The sequence below is a fragment of the Pseudomonas sp. QL9 genome (genome assembly GCF_041409665.1).
Taxonomy (GTDB): Bacteria; Pseudomonadota; Gammaproteobacteria; order Pseudomonadales; family Pseudomonadaceae; genus Pseudomonas; species Pseudomonas knackmussii.
The window spans coordinates 5,166,226-5,186,797 of the sequence record NZ_CP166971.1; the positions used below are offsets into that span (position 1 = coordinate 5,166,226).

Consider the following 20,572-nt stretch of genomic DNA (forward strand, 5'->3'; position numbering starts at 1 on the left):
TCGCGAACAAAATTCAGAGCGGTTGCAGGTGCTCGCCCAGCCGCCCGCCATCGACCAGTTCGAGGAACTCGTCGCCCATCCGCCGGCTCTCTTCCATCGCCTTGTTCCAGTAGCGCTGGCGTCCGGCGTCATCGCCCAGGTAGCGCTTGAAGTCCTTGCGATCCGGCAGCTTGCCGTGGGGCAGGCGAGCCAGGTATTCGCGCGACGGAGCGAGCAGCAGCACATCCTTCAGGCGGCCGGCGTCGCCGCGGCGCCACGGCAGGCCCTTGTCGAACCAGCCGGGGATGACCTTGTCGGTGAAGTGCGGGTAGAGCACCACGTCGCCGCCCTGGTAGGGCAGGTCCAGGTGATAGTCGAGCAGGCCACCGTCGCGGTAGGTGCCCGGGCCGACACCGGGGATGTCGCGCACGCCCTGCATCACCATGGGGATGGAGCCGGATGCGAGCAGCGCGTGGCGCAGGTTGCCTATGTCCAGCGGCAGGCAGCGCGAGGGGAAGTCGCGTAGCGCTTCCAGCGGCGGCGCCAGGCGCGCGTCGTGCAGGATGACCCGCTCGAAGTGGCGATGCAGATGGCGGCGGCCGAGCAGGTTGTCGCGAATCACCGCGCCCAGCCCCAGGCCAAGAGTGCCTTTGGCGTCGTCGGCGAGACGCCCGTGACTCTTCACCACCACCACGTTGAGCCGGTAGAGCGGGTTGGTCAGGACCTGGGCGTCCTGGCCGTCGAGCAGGTCGTCGAGCATGCGCGTGCAACTGGCGGAAACCTCGAAGATGTCGGCGTTGCGCGAGAAGCACTGCTGCGTATAGAGCTCGCCGAGCCGGCGGATGCCTCGCGCGGCATCCGGCAGGCAGGCGCTGGCGAAGCGCCAGGAGCCGATGGAGGCGCCGATCAGCGAGCGCTCGCGCGGCGCGCGTGGCAGCCAGTCGCCGAACAGAGCGAGGTCGAGCCCCTGGATGCCCAGTGCCTTGGGTCCGCCGGCGGCGCCGGGGAGGATGCCGACATCGGCCGGCGCCAGGCCGTTCTCGCGGATGCGGCGCAAGGCGCGGGCACCGGCCTTGAGGGTGAGGGCGGGGGACTTGATGTGGATGGCAGTCATGCGGGCTCTCTCCGGCGAGCCGCGAATTATAAACGTAGGCCCAGGAACACAAGGAAACTTCACACCGTGAATGAGGCCGCTGCCGGCATTCAGGTTGGTTTAATACCCTCCGGCTAGGCTGCGCACAGTGGAATTCTGTGGGAATCATCTGGTGAAATTACTGACATCCGCGATCGTCGCCTCGCTGGCGGGCGCATCCCGCCGGTCCGCGTGGGCCTGCGCCAGGGTGTACGATTGCGCGCTCGAAACGGACGTGGCGGGCGGCAATTCGCCCCAGGATCGACAGGACCTTCGATGACCTATCCTCTGCGATACGCGCTCTGCGCCGCCTTGCTCTGCAGCGGCCCGGCGTTGGCCCGCGACCTGAGCCAGGACGAGGCCCTGAGCCTGGCACGCGAGGGTGTGATCCAGCCCTTCGAGGCGATATTGCCGCGTGCGCAGACGCTCTATCCCGGCTCGCGGATGCTGGAGGCGGAACTGGATCGCGAGCACGACTCCTACGTCTACGAGATCGAGCTGCTGACCTCCGGCGGTGTGGTACGCGAACTGAAACTGGATGCCCGCGACGGGCGCATCCTCTCGGATAAGGAAGACGACTGATGCGTCTGCTGCTGGTGGAAGACCATGTGCCCCTCGCCGATGAACTGCTCGCCGGGCTGACGCGCCAGGGTTATGCAGTGGATTGGCTGGCCGACGGCCGCGACGCCGCGGTGCAGGGCGCCAGCGAGCCTTACGACCTGATCATCCTCGACCTCGGCCTGCCCGGCCGGCCGGGCCTCGATGTGCTGCGCGAGTGGCGTTCGCAAGGGATCGCGGTGCCGGTGCTGATCCTCACCGCGCGCGGTTCCTGGGCCGAGCGCATCGACGGACTGAAAGCCGGCGCCGACGACTACCTGACCAAACCCTTCCATCCCGAGGAGCTGTTCCTGCGCATCCAGGCGCTGTTGCGGCGGGCCCATGGCGTGGCCAACCAGGCGCAACTCGAAGCCGGCGGCCTGAGCCTGGACGAGTCGCGCCAGTGCGTGCTGCAGGATGGGCGGGAGATCGACCTGACCTCGGCGGAGTTCCGCCTGCTGCGCTACTTCATGCTGCATCCCGGCCAGCTGCTGTCCAAGGGGCACCTGGCCGAACACCTCTACGACGGCGAGACCGAGCGCGACTCGAACGTCATCGAGGTGCACGTCAACCACCTGCGCCGCAAGCTCGGCCGCGAGATCATCGAGACCCGCCGCGGCCAGGGCTATCGCTTCGCCGGCAACAGCGGGGGCGCGGCTTGATTTCCATCCAGCGGCGCCTGGGCTTCGGCCTCGCCGCGGTATTGCTGGTAGTCGGCCTGGTCCTCGCACAGACCGGCCTGTGGCTGTTCGACCAGGGGCTGCGGCAGTACCTGGCCAACGGCCTGCAGGACGAGGCGCAAAGTCTGTTGGTGGCCATCGCCCGTGGACCGGCGGGGCCGCAACTGGACCCGCAGCGGGTCGATGCTGCCTATGAGCGGCTGTTTTCCGGGCGCTACTTCCAGATCCATTACGGCCAGACCGACCTGCGTTCGCGCTCGCTCTGGGACCATGAACTCAAGGTGCAGGACCGCCCCGGCCTCAGCGCGGGCCTGGTCAAGGGCCCCGAGGGCCAGCGCCTGCTGGTCTACCGCGGCGACTACCGGCGTTTCGGCTATGACCTGCAGATCAGCGTGGCGCAGGACTACACGCCGATCCTCAAGAGCTTCAAGCGCCTGCGCAATTTCGGCCTGGGCGCCGGTGCCCTGGCGCTGCTGCTGATCCTGTTCTTCCAGCGACTGGCGGTGCGCCGCGCCTTGCGCCCATTGGAGCAGGTGCGCCAGCAGATCGCGCAGCTGCAGGAGGGCCAGCGCAGCCAGCTCGATACCCAGGTGCCGGAAGAGCTCGAGCCGCTGGTGCAGCAGGTCAACCACCTGCTGCAGCACACCGAGGACACCCTCAAGCGCTCGCGCAATGCGCTGGGCAATCTCGGCCATGCGCTGAAGACACCGCTGGCCGTTCTGATCAGCCTCGCGGATCGCGACGAGTTGCGTACCCAGCCGGAGCTGCGGCGGGTGTTGCAGGAGCAGCTGGAGCAGATCGACCAGCGCCTGGCCCGCGAACTGGGCCGCGCGCGCCTGGTCGGCGAGGCGCTGCCGGGCGCGCACTTCGATTGCGACGCCGAGCTGCCGAGCCTGCGCGAGATGCTGCAGCTGATCCACGGCCAGCAGCTGCGCATCGATTGCCAGTCGGCGCCGGGCCTGCGCCTGCCGTTCGACCGCGAGGACCTGCTGGAGCTGCTCGGTAACCTGCTGGACAACGCCTGCAAATGGGCCGCTGGCGAAGTGCGCCTGCGCGTGGAGAAGGGCGCCGACAATTACCTGCTGCAGGTGGATGACGACGGCCCGGGGATCGCCGCGGACCAGCGCGAGAGCGTGCTGGAGCGCGGCACCCGACTGGATGAGCAGGTGGCCGGCCACGGTCTGGGGCTGGGCATCGCTCGCGATATCGCCGAGGCCTGCGGCGGCAAGCTCCTGCTGGAAAGCAGCGAGCTGGGCGGTTTGCGGGTGCGGGTGGTGTTGCCAAGGCGGGCAGCGGCGTAGGGCTTATAACGCTCCGCGTTATACGCCGTTCGACCTTGGTTGCCGGTCTGCTCGGAGATGAACTTGGCGGTGTTGGATGTGCCAGGTTCGGCCACGGCGTTACCGATACGCGAGGTGAGGCAGCGTATATCCGCGAACGGTTATACGCTCTTCGCCAAGCCCACCTCTGGAAAGAACAAGGCCGGCATATCAGACCGTGTGAAAACCTAGCGGTCTGAGTGCAAGCCAAAGACAATGCCCGTATCGATCGATACGGGCATTGTCGTTCATGGGCTATATCCGCGGTGAAGGGCGTGGTCAGGGCAGCTTGTTTCCGGTGTCGCTGGATGAGTGGGTCCCTGAAGAACATCTGGTCCGCGTGATCGAGGCCTATGTGGCACGACTGGATCTGCGGCGACTTGGCTTCAGCAAGGCGCAGGCGAGCAAGGTTGGACGCCCGGCCGGAGATGATGGCCAAGCGCCGGGCGATCGTCGAACACCCCTCCGGTAACCTGAAACAGTGGGTATTCGGCGCGCGTCGCCTGATCGAGTTGATGGGCTGATCCCTCCGAAAAACAAACGCCCCGAACCAGTCGGGGCGTTTGTTTTGCCTTGCTCACAGCATTCTTTCACACGGCCTGATCAGCGGGCCTTTTCGTTTACACGCGGAACTGCCCCATCAACCCCTGCTGATGGTTGGCCAATTCGTTCAGCGACTGGCTGATCTGCGCCGATTCCTGCGCCTGGCCGGACAGCGATTCGGTGACGTCGCGAATGCCTGCCACGTTGCGGTTGATCTCCTCGGCCACGGCGCTCTGTTCCTCGGCGGCGCTGGCGATCTGCAGGTTCATGTCGTTGATCACGCCCACCGCATCGCCGATGCGTTGCAGCGCGGCGACCGCCTGCTCGACCTGGCTGACGCTGCCCTGCGCCAACTGGTGGCTGCTGTGCATCGCGCCGACCACTTCGCGGGTGCCGTTCTGCAGGCCTTCGATGACCTGGCGGATTTCCTCCACCGAGTCCTGGGTGCGCTTGGCCAGGTTGCGGACTTCGTCGGCGACCACCGCGAAACCGCGACCGGCCTCGCCAGCACGGGCCGCTTCGATGGCCGCGTTGAGCGCCAACAGGTTGGTCTGCTCGGCGATGGCGCGGATCACTTCCAGCACCGAGCCGATCTGCTCGCTGCTCGCGGCCAGTCCCTGGACCTGGCTCATCGCCTGGGTCATGTCGGCGGCCAGGCTGTCGATCACTTTCGTGGTCTGTTCGATCACGCTCAGGCCGTCGCGGGTGGCGCCGTCGGCACCGCGCGCAGCGTCGGCGGCCATGGCTGCGCTGTTGGCCACGTCGTGGGCGGTGGCGCTCATTTCCTGGGACGCGGTGGCGACCTGCTCGATCTCGCGGAACTGCTGTTGCATGCCGGCGCTGGTCTGGGTCGACAGTGCCGCCGACTGGTCGGCAGTGGCGCGGGCATCCTGCACCGAGGCCTTCACGTCGCGGATGATCGGCTGCAGCTTGTCGAGGAAGCGGTTGAACCAGCCGGCCAGCTCGCCGAGTTCGTCCTGGCCCTGGTACTTCAGGCGCTGGGTCAGGTCGCCCTCGCCGCTGGCGATGTCGCGCAGCATGCCGGCCACGCCGAGGATCGGGCGGGTCACACCACGGGCGGTCAGCCAGACCAGCAGCAGGCCGAGGAGGGCGGCGAGCAGGCCGAGGCCGAGTTCGATGGCTGTGCCCTGGGTACGCTGTTCGTCGAGTTCGCTCTGCAGCTTCAGCGCCGGACCCTGCAGGGCTTTCAGCGGCACGTCGATCAGCACGGCCCAGGGCTGCGCCTCGGGAATCGGCTTGAGCGGTTGCAGGGCGCGCAGTTCTTCGTCGTGGGTGAGCACTTGTGCGTGGTCGGCGGCCATCGCCTGCAGCAGCTCGCTGCCCTGACCGGGATAGATGTCCTGCAGCTTCTTGCTCAGCTTGCCGGCATCGGCGCTGTAACCGGCGAGCAGGCCGGAGGCGCTGACGATGGCCACGCGGCTCTGGCCTTCATAGAGCTCCTCGCTGCCTTGCTTGGCGATCTCCTGCAGGCGGTCGAGGGCGATGTCCACACCCAGTACGCCAACCAGCTTGCCGTCGACGAGCAATGGCAGGGCGATACTGGTCATGAGGATCTTGCGGCCGCCGACTTCGTCGACGTAGGGCTCGAGCACACAGGCCTTGTTGCCGGCTTTCGGGCAGGTGTACCAGGCGTTGTAGGCGGCGCCGCTCGGGCCGGGGCTGGTGTCGGCGAGCATGGATTCGCTCATGTTGTCGGCTTCCAGCTTGCCCACGGTGGCCTGGGACCAGTAGAGCGAGAAGCGGCCTTTCTCATTGGAGCCATTGGCGCTTTGCCCGGCGAAGGGGGCGTCCGCTCCGTCCAGGGCATCCGGCTCGAAGGCGACATACAGCCCCAGCAGTTCGGGGTTGGTAGCCACGGCTTCCTGCATCTGCCGGGCAAGCTCCTCACGCAGCACCTGTGGGGCGAGACCGCGCTGGGTAGCCGTCTGGCGCAGTGCCAAGGCCTGTCGCGAGAAGGACTGCGCGTAGCGGTAGGCATCCATGAAATAGCGCTGAATGCGCATCGCCTGGATTTCGCCGCGGGCGCGCAGCCGGGCTTCGGCGGCGTTGCCCAGCATGTGCGTGCTGGATTCCTTCACCAGCTCGGTACTGTGCTGCATGCGATAGACCGAGAGGCCGGCGAGCAGCGATACCACGCCGAGGAGGCAGAGACCGGAGAGGAGGGTGATCTTCCACTGGATGGAGAAGCGGCGAGACAGCATGGGAGCGTCCTTCCATGGGGAAAGTGGGGGTGGTGTCAGCTTATCGGCGCTTGTGCGCTTTTCTTTACAGTTATTTGCGGATTGCCGGCAATTTTTTGTCGGGCAGTTGGTGGGGTGTGCGCTAGAGGCCTTATGGCGCTTCGCCATGACGCTCCTTTCGGGCGCTGGGGTGTGCGTTCAGGCTATCCGGGAGTGAACGATTTGTTGAACAGTAGTAAAGGAGCAAGAGCCTCCCTGCATCATCCTTTGCAACTGGCTGCTCGCGTGAGCGCCCATCGAGCGGGCAATAAAAAACCCCGCCGAGGCGGGGTTTTCATCGTCGCTTGTGGCTATCAGCCGGCGGCGAGCAGGGTCAGACCCGATTGCTGCAGCAGGTGCAGCAGCGGTTGCGGGTAGACGCCGAGCAGCACGGCCAGCAGGGCGATGGCTACCAGCATGATGCCGCCGGCGCGCTGGCCCCAGTTCAGCGGAGCGTCGTGGCGCTTGAGGTTCGGCTCGACCAGGAACAGGGTGACCATGACGCGTAGGTAGTAGAACAGGCCGATGGCGCTGCCCAGTACCAGGGAACCGACCAGCCACCACAGGTGCGCTTCGACGCCGCTGGTGATCACGTAGAACTTGCCGATGAAGCCGGCGGTCAGCGGGATGCCGGCCAGGGACAGCATCATCACGGTCAGCACGGCGGTCAGCACCGGACGGCGCCAGAACAGGCCGCGGTACTCGAACAGGGCATCGGCGTCGCGGCCGCTGTACGGAGTGGACATCAGGGTGACCACGCCGAAGGCGCCCAGCGAGGTGACCACGTAGGTGGTCAGGTACACGCCCACCGCTTCCACGGCCAGACCGTTGCTCGCCACCACGGCGATCAGCAGGTAGCCGAAGTGAGCGATGGACGAGTAGCCGAGCAGACGCTTGATGTTGCTCTGGGTCAGCGCCAGCAGGTTGCCGACCAGGATCGAGGCAACGGCGATGACTGCCAGGGCGGTGTGCAGCAGGCCGCTGTGCAGGGCCGCCGGAGCGATCTGGAACAGACGCAGGAGCACGGCGAAGACCGCGACCTTGGAGGCGGTGGCGAGGAAGGCTGCCACCGGCGCCGGGGCGCCTTCATAGACGTCCGGGGTCCACAGGTGGAAGGGCGCCAGCGACAGCTTGAAGCCCAGGCCGACGATCATCATGCCGACGCCGATGGTCAGCAGCGGACCGTGCACGGTGCCTTCGGCCAGCTGAGCGCCCAGACCGGCGAAGGTCAGGGTGCCCGACTCGGCGTAGAGCATGGCCATGCCGAACAGCAGGAAGGCGGAGCCGGCGGCGGACAGTACGGTGTACTTGATGCCGGCTTCCAGGCTGCGACGGTTGAAGAAGGCATAGGCGACCATGCCGTAGACCGGCACCGACAGCAGCTCCAGGCCGATGAACAGGCCGGCCAGGTTCTGCGCCGCTACCAGCACCAGGCCGCCCGCGGTGGACAGCAGCAGGAGCAGGTAGAGCTCTTCGCGGTTGCCCGGGTAGCTCTCCATGTAGGCATGGGCGAGGGTCGAGCAGGCGAGGGCGGCGATCAGGATCAACGCCGAGTAGAACAGGGCGAAGTTATCGATCTGCATCAATTCGGTGACGGCGATCGGGGTGGCCTTGACCGCCCAGAAGATCGAGACCAGCGCCAGGTTCAGGCCGAGCACAGTGAGGGTGCTGATCAGCTGGTGATTGCGTTTCCAGGCAACTGCCAGCATCACCACCACCAGGGTGGCGCTGGTGATGAGCAGCGGCAGGAGCGCGATGAAGTGTTGGATCGTGAAGGTCATTTCGCGACTACCGTGCGGCAAGGGTGGAAAGGGCGGAGTCGAACCATTGCTGCACACCGTGCATGGTGGCGGCGGAGGTATCGAGTACCGGCTGCGGGTAGATGCCGAGCAGGACCAGCAGGGCGGCGAGGCCCAGCACCATGCTCAGCTCGCGGAAGTTCAGGCCGGCGATCGGCGTGTCCGCCTTCGACGGGCCGAAGTAGGCGCGGTGGATCATGATCAGCGAGTAGACCGAACCGAACACCAGGCCGAAGGTGGCGATGACGATGGTCCAGGTCCAGGTCTTGAAGGTGCCCAGCAGGATCAGGAACTCGCCGACGAAGTTGCCGGTACCCGGCAGGCCCAGCGACGCGGTGGCAAAGAACAGGGCCACGGCCGGCAGGTACGGGATACGCGACCACAGCCCGCCCATCTTGCGCATGTCACGGGTGTGCAGGCGCTCGTACAGCTGGCCGCACAGGATGAAGAGCGCGGCAGCGGAGAGGCCGTGGGCGATCATCTGCACCACGACGCCCTGCAGCGCCTGCGGGCTGCCGGAGAAGATGCCGATCATCACGAAGCCCATGTGCGACACGCTGGAGAAGGCCACCAGGCGCTTGATGTCGGTCTGGGCGAAGGACAGCAGGGCACCGTAGAAGATACCGATCAGACCCAGGGTCATGGCGATGGGCGCGAACTCGGCCGACGCGTTCGGGAACAGCGGCAGAGCGAAGCGGATCAGGCCGTAGGCAGCGGTCTTCAGCAGGATGCCGGCCAGGTCCACGGAACCGGCGGTCGGTGCCTGGGCGTGGGCATCGGGCAGCCAGGAGTGCACCGGAACCACCGGCATCTTCACCGCGAAGGCGACGAAGAAGCCGAGCATCAGCAGCCACTCGACGTGGGCGCTCATCGGGGTCTTCAGCAGTTCGGCGTAGTTGAAGGTCAGCACGCCGGTGGCGTTGTAGTGCACCAGGACCAGGGCGACGATCGCCACCAGCATCACCAGGCCGCTGGCCTGGGTGAAGATGAAGAACTTGGTGGCGGCGTAGATGCGGGTCTTCTTGCCATCGTCCGAGCTATGACCCCAGAGCGCGATGAGGAAGTACATCGGCACCAGCATCATTTCCCAGAAGAAGAAGAACAGGAACATGTCGACGGCCAGGAACACGCCGATCACACCACCCAGAATCCACAGCAGGTTCAGGTGGAAGAAACCGACGCGACGCTGGATCTCGTTCCACGAGCAGAGGACCGACAGCACACCGAGCAGACCGGTCAGGGCGACCATCAGCAGGGACAGGCCGTCCATTGCCAGATGGATGCTGATACCGAAACGCTCGATCCAGCCGATGTGGAACTCCGTGGTCCACTGCGGCGCGCCGCCGGGGGCGGGCGCCAGGTGGAAGTCGCCGGTGTGCCACAGCCACAGGCTCAGGGCCAGGGTCAGCGACATCGACGCCAGCGCGACCCAGCGGGGCAGGGACTTGCTGGTGTATTCGGCGATCCAGCAGAAGAAGCCGCCGATGAAGGGGATCAGGATTAGCCAGGGCAGAATCATGACGGGCTCAATCTCTCCGTGAATTCGTTAGGCCAGCAGCAGCGCGGCGAGCAGCAGCGCGGCGCCACCCACCAGGGAAGCGGCGTACCAGCGCAGGCGGCCGTTCTCGGTGAGGCTGAGGAGTTTGTGTCCACCACGGGCGGTCAGCGGCACCAGGACCAGGGACTGGTCGATCGGGTCGCGGCCGAGCAGGCGGCAGAGCAGCAGATAGGGTTTCACGAACAGCTTGTCGTAGAGCCAGTCGAAGCCCCAGGCATGGAACCACCAGGTACCGAAGAAGCGACCCGGCGCGCTCTGGGCGAGGGCGCTGACGAAGCGGCGCTTGCCGAGGAACAGCAGGCCGGCCAGCAGGATGCCGGCGATGGCGATGGCACCCGAGGCGATTTCCAGGCTGTGCTGGGCTTCGCCGCCGGCATGGCCGACGCTTTCCGGCAGCACACCGTGCAGCGGCGGGGTGATCAGCGCGCCGACGAAGGTCGAGAGCACGATCAGCACCGACAGCGGCAGCCAGTGGCTGATGCCGTGGCCGGCGTGCGCTTCGGTCTTCGCTTCGCCGTGGAAGGCGATGAAGATCAGGCGGAAGGTGTACAGCGAGGTCATGAAGGCACCGACCAGACCGGCGATCAGCAGCTTCTGGTGACCGCTGGCGAAGGCTTCCCAGAGGATCTCGTCCTTGGAGTAGAAGCCGGCGGTCAGCAGCGGCAGGGCAGCCAGGGCAGCACCACCGACGATGAAGCTCGCGTAGGCCAGCGGCAGCTTCTTCCACAGGCCGCCCATCTTGAAGATGTCCTGCTCGTGGTGGCAGGCGACGATCACCGCACCGGAGGCAAGGAACAGCAGCGCCTTGAAGAAGGCGTGGGTCATCAGGTGGAAGATCGCGGCATCCCATGCGCCGACGCCCAGGGCCAGGAACATGTAGCCGATCTGGCTCATGGTCGAGTAGGCGAGGATACGCTTGATGTCGGTCTGCACCAGGGCAGCGAAGCCGGCCAGGACCAGGGTCACCGCACCGACCACGCCGACCAGCTCGAGCACGTTCGGCGCCAGGGTGAAGATGCCGTGGCAGCGGGCGATCAGGTAGACGCCCGCGGTCACCATGGTCGCCGCGTGGATCAGTGCGGAAACCGGGGTCGGACCGGCCATGGCGTCGGCCAGCCAGGTCTGCAGCGGCAGCTGGGCGGACTTACCGACCGCGCCACCGAGCAGCGCCAGGGCCGCGAGGCTCACCCACAGGTCGCCCTGGGCGAAGTGCTGCGGCGCCAGCACCAGCAGTTCCTGGATGTTCAGGGTGCCGAGCTGCTGGAACAGGATGAACAGGCCGAAGGCCATGAACACGTCGCCGACGCGGGTGACGATGAAGGCTTTCAGCGCCGCGTTGCCGTTCGGTACATGGCTGAAGTAGAAGCCGATCAGCAGGTAGGAGCAGAGGCCCACGCCTTCCCAGCCGAAGTACAGGAACAGCAGGTTATCGCCCAGCACCAGGAACAGCATGCTGGCGATGAACAGGTTGGTGTAGGCGAAGAAGCGCGAGTAACCGGCTTCACCGCGCATGTACCAGCTGGCGAACAGGTGGATCAGGAAGCCGACACCGGTGACCACGCCGAGCATGGTGACCGACAGGCCGTCCAGGTAGAGGGCGAAGTTCGGCGCGAAGCCGGCGACGTTCATCCACTGCCAGAGGACCAGGGTGTAGGCGCCGCCGGCGGGCGGCGCGCTGTGGAAGCTCCAGATCGCCCAGAAGGCGGACAGGGCGGACAGACCGACCGAGCCGACGCCGACCAGTGCGGAGAGATTTTCCGACCATCTGCCGCGGGAGAAAGACAGCAGCAGGAAGCCGATCAGGGGGAACAGGAAGGTGAGGGGCAGCAGGTTCATCCGCGCATCTCGCTTGCAGCGTCGACATCGAGGGTATGGAAGCGGCGATACAGTTGCAGCAGGATCGCCAGACCGATGCTCGCCTCGGCCGCGGCCAGGCTGAGCACCAGGATGAACATCACCTGGCCGTCGGGTTGACCCCAACGGCTACCGGCGACCACGAAGGCCAGCGCAGCGGCGTTCATCATCACTTCCAGGCTCATCAGAACGAACAGGATGTTGCGGCGCACCATCAGACCGGCCAGGCCGAGGCAGAACAGCACGCCGGAGAGTGCCAACCCGTGTTCCAGGGGGATTGCATTCATGGTGTTATTCCTTCGCTTCGTGGCGGCCGAGGTGGTAGGCGGCGACCAGAGCTGCCAGCAGCAGCATCGAGGCCAGTTCGACGACCAGCAGGTAAGGACCGAACAGGCTGATGCCGACGGCCTTGGCGTCCACGGTGGTGTGGCCGATGCCGGCACCGCTCGGGGTGCGGGCCAGGACCAGCAGCAGCTCGACCAGTAGGATCAGCGAGAGCGCGCCAGGGCCGACCCAGACGCCGGGCTTGAGCCACTTGCGTTCCTGCTCGGCGATGGCCGGGCCGAGGTTGAGCATCATCACCACGAAGACGAACAGCACCATGATCGCGCCGGCGTAGACGATGATTTCCAGAGCGCCGGCGAACGGAGCGCCGAGGCTGAAGAAGGTCATCGACACGGCGAGCAGCGAAACGATGAGGTAGAGCAGGGCATGCACCGGGTTGCTGTTGGTGATGACCCGCAGGGTTGCCAGCACGGCGACGCCGGCGGCGAAGTAGAAAGCGAATTCCACGCGACGTCTCCTTACGGCAGCAGGCTCTTGACGTTGATCGGTTCGGCTTCGTTCTGCGCGCTGCCTTTCGGCTTGCCGGCAATGGCCATGCCGGCGACGCGGTAGAAGTTGTATTCCGGGTTCTTGCCGGGGCCGGAGATCAGCAGGTCTTCCTTCTCGTAGACCAGGTCCTGGCGCTTGAACTCGCCCATCTCGAAATCCGGAGTCAGCTGGATCGCGGTGGTCGGGCAGGCTTCTTCGCACAGGCCGCAGAAGATGCAGCGGGAGAAGTTGATGCGGAAGAATTCCGGGTACCAGCGACCGTCGTCGGTCTCGGCCTTCTGCAGCGAAATGCAGCCGACCGGGCAGGCCACGGCGCACAGGTTGCAGGCTACGCAGCGCTCTTCGCCGTCGGGGTCGCGGGTCAGGACGATGCGGCCGCGGTAGCGCGGCGGCAGGTACACGGGCTCTTCCGGGTATTGCAGCGTGTCACGCTTGCGGAAGGCATGGCTGAAGATCATCACCAGGCTGCGCAGCTGGGTGTAGGTGCCATGCACGATGTGCAGAATTTCTTTGATCATGGCGATTCTCCTTACTGGGCCGCGAGCACGCAGGCGCCGGTCACCAGCAGGTTGATCAGGGTCAGCGGAAGGCAGACCTTCCAGCTGAAGGCCATCACCTGGTCATAGCGCGGACGCGGCAGCGAGGCGCGGATCAGGATGAACAGCATGATGAAGAAGGACGTCTTCAGCGCGAACCAGATGAACGGGATCTGCGGCAGGATGTTGAACGGGCCGTGCCAGCCGCCGAAGAACAGGGTCACCAGCAGCGCCGAGATCAGCACGATGCCGATGTACTCGCCGACGAAGAACATGCCCCATTTCATCCCGGCATACTCGATGTGGTAGCCGTCGGCCAGTTCCTGCTCCGCTTCCGGCTGGTCGAACGGGTGACGGTGGGTCACGGCGACGCCGGCGATGATGAAGGTGCAGAAGCCGAAGAACTGCGGAATGATGAACCACAGGTGCTGGGCCTGGTATTCGACGATGTCGCGCATGTTGAACGAGCCGACCTGAGCGACGATACCCATCAGCGACAGGGCCAGGAACACCTCGTAGGAGATGGTCTGGGCCGAGGCGCGCAGGCTGCCGAGCAGGGCGAACTTGTTGTTGCTCGACCAGCCGGCGAAGAGCACCGCGTACACGGTCAGACCCGCCATGGCGAAGAAGAACAGGATGCCGATGTTCAGGTCCGCCACACCCCAGTTCGGGGTGATCGGGATGATGGCGAAGGCGATCAGCAGCGCGCCCATGGCAATGACCGGGGCGAGGGTGAAGATCATCTTGTCGGCGAACGGCGGGGTCCAGTCTTCCTTGAAGAACATCTTGATCATGTCCGCGCCGAGCTGGAAGGCCCCGAAGGGGCCGACCCGGTTCGGACCGTAGCGGTCCTGCCAGAGGCCCAGCAGGCGACGCTCCACCCAGCTCAGCAGGGCGCCGCAGACGACGACCACGAGCAGGATGACGATGGCCTTGATGACCTCGATGAGAACGGCGAGCAGCGCGGGTGTCAGCCAGCTCATTGGGCAGCCTCCTGCAGACCTTCAGCGACACTGCCGAACACGCCGGCGGGGATACCGTCGAGACCGACCGGCAGGGCAACGAGACCGGCGCCCAGCTCTTCGCTGATGCGCAGCGGCAGGCGCAGCTCCTGGCCCTTGACGGTCAGGCGCACCAGGCAGCCTTCGGCCAGGCCGAGGCGCTCGGCCTCGTCACGACCCAGGGCTGCGTAGGTTTCCGGGATGCGTTCCTGCACCGGCGCGGCGCGCGAGGAAGTCTCGTCGCTACCGAACAGGTGATGGAACGGCACGACCTTGAACTGGCTGGCCGGGACGTGGAAGGGCGCGGGTACTTCGCTGAACCACAGGGCGTCGCCCTTGGCTTCGATCAGGCGTACGCCCGGATCGCCAGCGCGCAGGTGACCGCCGACTTCGTCCTGGAACTTGTTCCAGGCCTGTGGCGAGTTCCAGCCCGGGGACCAGGCGAAGGGAATCTGCTGACGTGGCTCGGTGCTGCCGGCGTAGCCTTCCATGGAGAAGGCGAACGGGGTATCGATGTCCTGCGGAGCGCGCGGCTCGCTGACATTGATGTTGGCGCGCATCGAGGTGCGGCCGGAATAACGGTGCGGCTCGCGCGCGAGCTTCATGCCCTTGATGCGGAACGAGGCGTTCGGCGCAGCATCGCGGATGCCAGCCAGTTGCGGCTTGGCGGCGACGACGGCATCGATCACGTGGTCGAGCTGGGTCCAGTCGACACGCTTGCCTTCCAGGGTGCTGTGCAGCGCGTGCAGCCAACGCCAGCCTTCGCGGACCAGGATGTCGGCGTTGTAGTAGGCCGGGTCGTAGACCTGGAAGAAGCGCTGGGCGCGGCCTTCCTGGCTGACCAGGGTTCCGTCGCCTTCGGCGAAGCTGGCCGCCGGCAGGACGATGTGCGCCTTGTCGGAGGTGGCGGTCTTCTGGTGGTCGGCGACGATGACCAGCTTGGCGGCGGCCAGGGCGGCATCCACCAGGGCAGCGTCGGCGCGGCGGTACAGGTCGTTCTCCAGTACCACTACGGCATCGGCGGCGCCGGAGGTCAGCTGCTCCAGGGCGGCTTCGACGGACTCGCCGCCGAACAGCGCCAGACCCAGGCTGTTGGCTTCCGGGACCACCAGGCTCAGCGAGCCGTTCTTCTCGCGCTGCTTCAGGGCGCTGGCGATGTTCGCGGCGGCCTCGATCAGGGCGTTGCTGCCCAGCGAAGTGCCGGCGATGACCAGCGGACGCTTGGCGGCGACCAGGGCTTCGGCAATGCGCTTGGCCAGCTCGGCGGCTTCCGGGTCCAGGCCGGCGACGGCCGGGGCGCTCGGATCGATCGCGTGAGCGACGGCGAAGCCCAGGCGGGCGAGATCTTCGGGCGCTGCGTGCACGCACTCGGCGGCGACGTCGTCCAGGCGGGTCTCGGCCAGGCTGGCGATGAACAGCGGGTTCTTCTCGTGCTGGGCGATGGTCTTCACCGCGGCGTCGAGCCACGGCTGGATCTTCATCGCGGCGGCCATGTCCTCGCCCTTGCCCTTGACCGACTGGCGCAGGGCCAGGGCGATACGGGCAGCGGTCTGGGTCAGGTCTTCGCCGAGCACGAACACCGCGTCATGGTCTTCCATGTCACGGATGGTGGGGGAGGGCAGGGGGCCTTCCTGCATCACCTTCAGCACCAGGCGCAGGCGTTGCAGTTCGTCGGCGGAGATGCCGCTGTAGTAGTTGCCGGCACCGACCAGTTCGGACAGCGCGTAGTTGCTTTCCAGGCTGGCACGCGGCGAACCGATACCGATGACCTTGCGGCCCTTGAGCAGGGCAGCGGCCTGGTCGAGGGCGCCGTCGAGGGTCAGCTTCTGCTTGCTGAGCATCAGCATCGGCTGGCGCGGACGGTCTTCGCGGTTGACGTAGCCGTAGCCGAAGCGGCCGCGGTCGCACAGGAAGTAGTGGTTCACCGAGCCGTTGTAGCGGTTCTCGATGCGGCGGATCTCGCCGTAGCGCTCACCGGGGCTGATGTTGCAGCCGCTGGAGCAGCCGTGGCAGATGCTCGGGGCGAACTGCATGTCCCACTTGCGGTTGTAGCGCGCGGAGTGGGTCTTGTCGGTGAACACGCCGGTCGGGCAGACCTCGGTCAGGTTGCCGGAGAACTCGCTCTCCAGCACGCCATCCTCGATACGGCCGAAATAGACGTTGTCGTGCGCACCGTAGACGCCCAGGTCGGTGCCGCCGGCGTAGTCCTTGTAGTAACGGACGCAGCGGTAGCAGGCGATGCAGCGGTTCATCTCGTGGGCGATGAACGGGCCGAGCTCCTGGTTCTGGTGGGTGCGCTTGGTGAAGCGGTACCGGCGCTGGTTGTGGCCGGTCATCACCGTCATGTCCTGCAGGTGGCAGTGACCGCCTTCCTCGCACACCGGGCAGTCGTGCGGATGGTTGGTCATCAGCCATTCGACGACGCTGGCGCGGAACGCCTTGGACTCTTCGTCGTCGATGGAAATCCAGGTGTTGTCGGTGGCGGGGGTCATGCAGGACATGACGATACGACCGCGTTTGTCGTTCTCGTCGGTGTACTGCTTGACCGCGCACTGCCGGCAGGCGCCGACGCTACCGAGCGCCGGATGCCAGCAGAAGTAGGGGATGTCGAGTCCGAGGGACAGACAGGCCTGCAACAGGTTGTCCGCCCCATCGACTTCTAACGTCTTGCCGTCTACGTGGATAGTGGCCATGGTTCAAGTTCTTCGTTGGCCCGTTGTCAGCGGGCGTGGCTAATAGAAATCACGGCTTCGTTGGGCCTGCGGCAACCGCGGCGCTGCAACGAAACATCGCCGGGCCCGCGGGCCCGGCTGCAAAGCTTTACGCGCCGACGCTCTGTGGTTTCGGCGCGGCCTGAGCCTGGCGGGAGACGCCCGCTTCGAACTCGGGACGGAAATACTTCAAGGCACTGCCCAGCGGCTCGACGGCACCCGGCGCGTGGGCGCAGAAGGTCTTGCCGGGGCCGAGGAAGTTGACCAGCTGCTCGAGGGTCTCGAGGTCGCCGGGCTGGCCTTCGCCACGCTCCAGCGCACGCAGGATCTTCACGCTCCACGGCAGGCCGTCGCGGCACGGTGTGCACCAGCCACAGGACTCGCGGGCGAAGAACTCTTCCATGTTCCGCAGCAGGGAAACCATGTTGACGCTGTCGTCCACCGCCATGGCCAGACCGGTACCCATACGGGTGCCGACTTTGGCGACGCCGGCGGCGTAGAGCGGGGCGTCCAGGTGTTCCGGCAGAAGGAAGCCGGTGCCGGCGCCGCCCGGTTGCCAGGCCTTGAGCTTGTAGCCGTCACGCATGCCGCCGGCGTAGTCCTCGAAGACTTCGCGGGCCGGAATGCCGAAGGGCAATTCCCAGATGCCGGGATTCTTAACCTTGCCGGAGAAGCCGATGAGCTTGGTACCCATGTCTTCGCTGCCCGGGCGCGCCAGCGTCTTGTACCAGTCCACGCCGTTGGCCACGATGGCCGGGACGTTGCAAAGGGTCTCGACGTTGTTCACGCAGGTCGGCTTGCCCCAGACGCCCACGGCGGCCGGGAACGGCGGCTTGGAACGCGGATTGGCGCGGCGGCCTTCCAGGGAGTTGATCAGCGCGGTTTCTTCACCGCAGATGTAGCGGCCGGCACCGGTGTGGACGAACAGCTCGAAGTCGAAGCCGCTGCCCAGGATGTTCTTGCCCAGCAGGCCGGCGGCCTTGGCTTCTTCGATGGCGCGATTGAGGTTGCGCGCCGCGTCGACGTATTCGCCGCGCAGGAAGATGTAGCCGCGGTAGGCCTTGAGGGCGCGCGCGGAGATCAGCATGCCTTCCACCAGCAGGTGCGGCAGCTGCTCCATGAGCATGCGGTCCTTCCAGGTGTTGGGCTCCATCTCGTCCGCGTTGCACAGCAGGTAGCGGATGTTGAGGGATTCGTCCTTGGGCATCAGGCCCCACTTCACCCCGGTGGGGAAGCCGGCGCCGCCACGGCCCTTGAGGCCGGAGTCCTTGACGGTCTGCACGATGTCGTCGGTGGCCATTTCGGCCAGCGCCTTGCGGGCAGCGGCGTAACCGTCCTTGGCCTGGTACTCCTCCAGCCAGACCGGGGCGCCGTCGTCACGCAGGCGCCAGGTCAGCGGGTGGGTTTCCGCAGCGCGCGGGCTGCGGTTGGGCGTGCCGTAGGAGGTGAGGCGGGTCATGCGTAGGCCTCCAGCAGTTTGGCGACACCTGCGGGGACGACGTCGCCGTGGGTGTCGTCGTCGATCATCAGGGCCGGAGCCTTGTCGCAGTTGCCCAGGCAGCACACTGGCAGCAGAGTGAAGCGGCCGTCGGCGGTGGTCTGGCCGAGGCCGATGCCGAGCTGCTTTTGGATCTCGCCGACCACCGACTCGTGGCCGCCGATGTAGCAGACCATGCTGTCGCAGACGCGGATGATGTGGCGGCCGACGGGCTGGCGGAAGATCTGGCTATAGAAGGTAGCCACGCCCTCGACGTCGCTGTCGGGGATGCCGAGGATCTCGGCGATCGCCGGAATGGCGCCGTCCGGTACCCAGCCGCGCTGCTTCTGGACAATCTTCAGGGCTTCGATGGACGCCGCGCGGGAGTCCTCGTAGTGATGCATCTCGTGCTCGATGGCCGAGCGCTCGGTTTCGCTCAGGGCGAAACGGTCAGTCTGGATGAGGGTGCTCATGATCAGCGGTCCACGTCGGCCATAACGAAGTCGATGCTGCCCAGATAGGCGATCAGGTCGGCAATCATGCTGCCGTTGATGACCGACGGAATCTGTTGCAGGTGCGCGAAGCTGGGCGTCCGGATACGGGTCCGGTAGCTCATGGTGCTGCCATCGCTCGTCAGGTAGTAACTGTTGATGCCCTTGGTCGCTTCGATCATCTGGAAGGATTCGTTGGCCGGCATGACCGGGCCCCAGGAAACCTGCAGAAAGTGGGTGATCAGCGTCTCGATGTGCTGCAGCGTGCGCTCTTTGGGCGGCGGCGTGGTCAGCGGGTGGTCGGCCTTGTACGGGCCTTCGGGCATGTTCTTCAGGCACTGCTCGATGATGCGCAGGCTCTGGCGCATTTCGCCCATCTTGACCATGCAGCGGTCATAGGCGTCGCCGTTGTGCGCCAGCGGCACTTCGAACTCGAAGTTCTCGTAGCCGGAGTAGGGGCGCGCCTTGCGCAGGTCGAAATCGCAGCCGGTGGCACGCAGGCCGGCACCGGTGGTGCCCCACTCGAGCGCTTCCTTGGTGTTGTACTGCGCAACGCCAATGGTACGGCCACGCAGGATGCTGTTCTTCAGGGCGGCCTTTTCGTACTCGTTCAGGCGCTTGGGCATCCAGTCGAGGAATTCGCGGACCAGGCGGTCCCAGCCGCGCGGCAGGTCGTGGGCGACGCCACCGATGCGGTACCAGGCCGGGTGCAGGCGGAAGCCGGTGATGGCTTCGACCACCTTGTAGGCGCGTTGACGGTCGGTGAAGGTGAAGAACACCGGGGTCATGGCGCCAACGTCCTGGATGTAGGTTCCCAGGTACAGGAGGTGGTTAAGGATGCGGAAGAACTCCGCCATCATGATGCGGATGACGTCGACGCGCTGCGGCACCTTGATGCCGGCGAGCTTCTCCACCGAAAGCACGTACGGCAGGTTGTTCATCACCCCGCCGAGGTAGTCGATGCGGTCGGTGTAGGGAATGAAGCTGTGCCAGGACTGACGCTCGGCCATCTTCTCGGCGCCACGGTGGTGGTAGCCGATCTCCGGAACGCAGTCGAGGATCTCTTCGCCGTCCAGTTGCAGGATGATGCGGAAGGCACCGTGGGCCGAAGGGTGGTTCGGGCCCAGGTTGAGGAACATGTAGTCCTCGTTCTCGCCGTGACGCTTCATGCCCCAGTCTTCGGGCTTGAAGCGCAGGGCTTCCTGCTCCAGTTCCTGCTTGGCAGCGGAGAGGGCGTAGGGGTCGAACTCGGTGGCGCGCGCCGGGTAGTCCTTGCGCAGCGGGTGACCCTGCCAGGTCGACGGCATGAGCATGCGCGCGAGGTGCGGGTGCCCATTGAAGTGGATGCCGTACATGTCCCAGACCTCACGCTCGTACCAGTTGGCGTTCGGCCAGATACGGGTGGCGGTCGGCAGGTTCAGGTCGCCCTCGGAGAGCGCGACCTTGATCATCACGTCGCTGTTACGCTCGAGCGACATCAGGTGATAGAACACGCTGAAGTCGGCATTCGGCAGGCCGCGGCGATGGGTGCGCAGGCGCTCGTCGACCCCGTGGAGGTCGTAGAGCATCACGTAGGGCTTGGGCACGTTGCGCAGGAAAGTCAGGACGTCGATCAGCTTCTCACGGGGTACCCAGAGAACCGGCATGCCGGTGCGGGTAGCCTGGACGGTGAAGGTCTCGGCGCCAAAACGCGAATTCAGTTCGACGACGATATCTTGGTCGTCTGCCTTGTAGGGCGGGATATACAGAGCGGAGTCTGCGGTCATGGTCTCGGTCGCTATCGGTCAACGGTGGAGTGAAAACGGGCCTCTCGTGGAGGTC

At 65.8% G+C, this 20,572-nt stretch carries 16 protein-coding genes and 2 pseudogenes; 4 read left to right on the forward strand and 14 right to left on the reverse strand.

Annotated elements, in window-relative coordinates; translation table 11 throughout:
* Positions 1–13: 13 nt before the first annotated feature.
* Complete coding sequence (locus ACA097_RS24085; RefSeq protein WP_371366460.1) at positions 14–1,093, reverse strand: patatin-like phospholipase family protein; 1,080 nt, start codon at positions 1,091–1,093, stop codon at positions 14–16.
* 294 nt (positions 1,094–1,387) lie between these two features.
* On the opposite strand from ACA097_RS24085, the gene ACA097_RS24090 reads away from it, so the two are divergent.
* From ACA097_RS24090 to ACA097_RS24105, 4 genes and pseudogenes are all read left to right on the forward strand, one after another.
* Complete coding sequence (locus ACA097_RS24090) at positions 1,388–1,693, forward strand: PepSY domain-containing protein (protein ID WP_160287563.1); 306 nt, start codon at positions 1,388–1,390, stop codon at positions 1,691–1,693.
* A complete protein-coding gene (locus ACA097_RS24095; RefSeq protein WP_160287562.1) occupies positions 1,693–2,370 on the forward strand; it encodes a response regulator transcription factor in 678 nt (225 codons plus the stop codon). Before ACA097_RS24090 ends, ACA097_RS24095 begins: the two co-directional genes overlap by 1 nt.
* Entirely contained in the window at positions 2,367–3,689 is a 1,323-nt protein-coding gene (locus ACA097_RS24100; RefSeq protein ID WP_160287561.1) for a sensor histidine kinase, read from the forward strand. The genes ACA097_RS24095 and ACA097_RS24100 overlap by 4 nt, the downstream gene beginning before the upstream one ends.
* 268 nt (positions 3,690–3,957) lie before the next feature.
* A pseudogene (locus tag ACA097_RS24105) lies at positions 3,958–4,137 on the forward strand (IS5/IS1182 family transposase); the annotation flags it as partial.
* 190 nt (positions 4,138–4,327) lie between these two features.
* On the opposite strand, the gene ACA097_RS24110 reads toward ACA097_RS24105, so the two are convergent.
* The 13 genes and pseudogenes from ACA097_RS24110 to nuoC form a co-directional block, all read right to left on the reverse strand.
* Positions 4,328–5,083, reverse strand: a complete 756-nt coding sequence (locus tag ACA097_RS24110) for a methyl-accepting chemotaxis protein (RefSeq protein ID WP_371370567.1) — start codon at positions 5,081–5,083, stop codon at positions 4,328–4,330.
* 150 nt (positions 5,084–5,233) lie between these two features.
* A pseudogene (locus tag ACA097_RS24115) lies at positions 5,234–6,619 on the reverse strand (chemotaxis protein); the annotation flags it as partial.
* 185 nt (positions 6,620–6,804) lie between these two features.
* Complete coding sequence (gene nuoN, locus ACA097_RS24120; RefSeq protein WP_371366463.1) at positions 6,805–8,271, reverse strand: NADH-quinone oxidoreductase subunit NuoN; 1,467 nt, start codon at positions 8,269–8,271, stop codon at positions 6,805–6,807.
* 7 nt (positions 8,272–8,278) lie between these two features.
* Positions 8,279–9,808, reverse strand: coding sequence for an NADH-quinone oxidoreductase subunit M (gene nuoM, locus ACA097_RS24125; protein ID WP_160287558.1), 1,530 nt, complete (start codon positions 9,806–9,808; stop codon positions 8,279–8,281).
* A gap of 27 nt (positions 9,809–9,835) precedes the next feature.
* Complete coding sequence (nuoL, locus tag ACA097_RS24130) at positions 9,836–11,683, reverse strand: NADH-quinone oxidoreductase subunit L (RefSeq protein ID WP_371366465.1); 1,848 nt, start codon at positions 11,681–11,683, stop codon at positions 9,836–9,838.
* On the reverse strand, positions 11,680–11,988 hold the full coding sequence (gene nuoK, locus ACA097_RS24135) for an NADH-quinone oxidoreductase subunit NuoK (RefSeq protein WP_043253249.1): 309 nt from the start codon (positions 11,986–11,988) through the stop codon (positions 11,680–11,682). The genes nuoL and nuoK overlap by 4 nt, the downstream gene beginning before the upstream one ends.
* A 4-nt stretch (positions 11,989–11,992) precedes the next feature.
* On the reverse strand, positions 11,993–12,493 hold the full coding sequence (gene nuoJ, locus ACA097_RS24140) for an NADH-quinone oxidoreductase subunit J (protein WP_160287556.1): 501 nt from the start codon (positions 12,491–12,493) through the stop codon (positions 11,993–11,995).
* 11 nt (positions 12,494–12,504) lie between these two features.
* The gene (gene nuoI / locus ACA097_RS24145; protein ID WP_043253247.1) at positions 12,505–13,053 is read right to left on the reverse strand and encodes an NADH-quinone oxidoreductase subunit NuoI; all 549 of its coding nucleotides are present in this window, start codon (positions 13,051–13,053) and stop codon (positions 12,505–12,507) included.
* A gap of 11 nt (positions 13,054–13,064) precedes the next feature.
* Positions 13,065–14,054 (reverse strand): NADH-quinone oxidoreductase subunit NuoH, encoded by a 990-nt coding sequence (gene nuoH / locus ACA097_RS24150; RefSeq protein ID WP_043253246.1) that lies wholly within the window; start codon positions 14,052–14,054, stop codon positions 13,065–13,067.
* Positions 14,051–16,765: an NADH-quinone oxidoreductase subunit NuoG gene (nuoG, locus tag ACA097_RS24155; RefSeq protein WP_371366468.1), complete on the reverse strand. Its 2,715-nt coding sequence runs from the start codon at positions 16,763–16,765 to the stop codon at positions 14,051–14,053. Before nuoG ends, nuoH begins: the two co-directional genes overlap by 4 nt.
* 127 nt (positions 16,766–16,892) lie before the next feature.
* On the reverse strand, positions 16,893–18,242 hold the full coding sequence (gene nuoF / locus ACA097_RS24160; RefSeq protein ID WP_043253244.1) for an NADH-quinone oxidoreductase subunit NuoF: 1,350 nt from the start codon (positions 18,240–18,242) through the stop codon (positions 16,893–16,895).
* Positions 18,239–18,739 carry an NADH-quinone oxidoreductase subunit NuoE gene (gene nuoE / locus ACA097_RS24165; RefSeq protein ID WP_197539282.1) on the reverse strand — a complete coding sequence of 167 codons (501 nt, stop codon included), beginning with the start codon at positions 18,737–18,739 and terminating at the stop codon, positions 18,239–18,241. The genes nuoF and nuoE overlap by 4 nt, the downstream gene beginning before the upstream one ends.
* The gene (nuoC, locus tag ACA097_RS24170) at positions 18,736–20,517 is read right to left on the reverse strand and encodes an NADH-quinone oxidoreductase subunit C/D (RefSeq protein WP_371366470.1); all 1,782 of its coding nucleotides are present in this window, start codon (positions 20,515–20,517) and stop codon (positions 18,736–18,738) included. The genes nuoE and nuoC overlap by 4 nt, the downstream gene beginning before the upstream one ends.
* Positions 20,518–20,572: the final 55 nt, after the last annotated feature.

Coding starts and splice junctions, on each gene's coding strand:
- ACA097_RS24095 (WP_160287562.1), top strand. CDS start 1,693: ATGCGTCTGCTGCTGGTGGAAGACCATGTGCCCCTCGCCGATGAACTG.
- nuoG (WP_371366468.1), bottom strand. CDS start 16,765: ATGGCCACTATCCACGTAGACGGCAAGACGTTAGAAGTCGATGGGGCG.
- nuoI (WP_043253247.1), bottom strand. CDS start 13,053: ATGATCAAAGAAATTCTGCACATCGTGCATGGCACCTACACCCAGCTG.
- nuoK (WP_043253249.1), bottom strand. CDS start 11,988: ATGAATGCAATCCCCCTGGAACACGGGTTGGCACTCTCCGGCGTGCTG.
- nuoC (WP_371366470.1), bottom strand. CDS start 20,517: ATGACCGCAGACTCCGCTCTGTATATCCCGCCCTACAAGGCAGACGAC.
- nuoH (WP_043253246.1), bottom strand. CDS start 14,054: ATGAGCTGGCTGACACCCGCGCTGCTCGCCGTTCTCATCGAGGTCATC.
- nuoL (WP_371366465.1), bottom strand. CDS start 11,683: ATGAACCTGCTGCCCCTCACCTTCCTGTTCCCCCTGATCGGCTTCCTG.
- ACA097_RS24110 (WP_371370567.1), bottom strand. CDS start 5,083: ATGCAACAGCAGTTCCGCGAGATCGAGCAGGTCGCCACCGCGTCCCAG.
- nuoM (WP_160287558.1), bottom strand. CDS start 9,808: ATGATTCTGCCCTGGCTAATCCTGATCCCCTTCATCGGCGGCTTCTTC.
- ACA097_RS24090 (WP_160287563.1), top strand. CDS start 1,388: ATGACCTATCCTCTGCGATACGCGCTCTGCGCCGCCTTGCTCTGCAGC.
- ACA097_RS24085 (WP_371366460.1), bottom strand. CDS start 1,093: ATGACTGCCATCCACATCAAGTCCCCCGCCCTCACCCTCAAGGCCGGT.
- nuoN (WP_371366463.1), bottom strand. CDS start 8,271: ATGACCTTCACGATCCAACACTTCATCGCGCTCCTGCCGCTGCTCATC.
- nuoF (WP_043253244.1), bottom strand. CDS start 18,242: ATGACCCGCCTCACCTCCTACGGCACGCCCAACCGCAGCCCGCGCGCT.